This is a genomic window from Streptomyces sp. 4F14 (assembly GCF_048159485.1).
GTDB lineage: Bacteria > Actinomycetota > Actinomycetes > Streptomycetales > Streptomycetaceae > Streptomyces.
This window is the reverse complement of the sequence record NZ_JBLRVY010000196.1, coordinates 1-395: the sequence shown is the minus strand read 5'-3', so window position 1 is coordinate 395 and position 395 is coordinate 1. Positions and strand designations below refer to the sequence as shown.

The window sequence follows — 395 nt, the reverse complement described above, 5'->3', positions numbered from 1 at the left end:
CGAGGTGCTGGTGGCCGTCATGGCCGGCGCGATCAACAACAACAAGGTGTGGTCCGACACCTTCGAGCCGGTGCCCACCTTCCGGTTCCTGGAGCGCTTCGGCCGCCAGGGAGGTTACGCCGCCCGGCACGACCTGCCGTACCAGGTGATCGGCTCGGACGCCTCCGGTGTCGTGGTCCGGGCCGGCGCCGCGGTGCGGCGCTGGCGCCCGGGCGCGCATGTCGTCGTCTCCTGCGTCCAGGTGGACGACCATGAGCCGGCCACCCACGCCGACGCCATGCTGGGCGATGAGCAGCGCATCTGGGGATACGAGACGAACTTCGGCGGCCTCGCCCGGTACACCGTGGTCAAGGCCAGCCAGCTGCTGCCCAAGCCGGGCCATCTGACCTGGGAGG

The 395-nt window shown here is 70.9% G+C and carries 1 protein-coding gene; it reads left to right on the top strand.

All coding sequences use genetic code 11. The annotated features are described in order from the left end of the window. Nucleotides 1-395 (top strand): alcohol dehydrogenase catalytic domain-containing protein (locus tag ACLZOT_RS50290; RefSeq protein ID WP_416976029.1); only part of this gene is annotated, 395 nt, incomplete at both ends.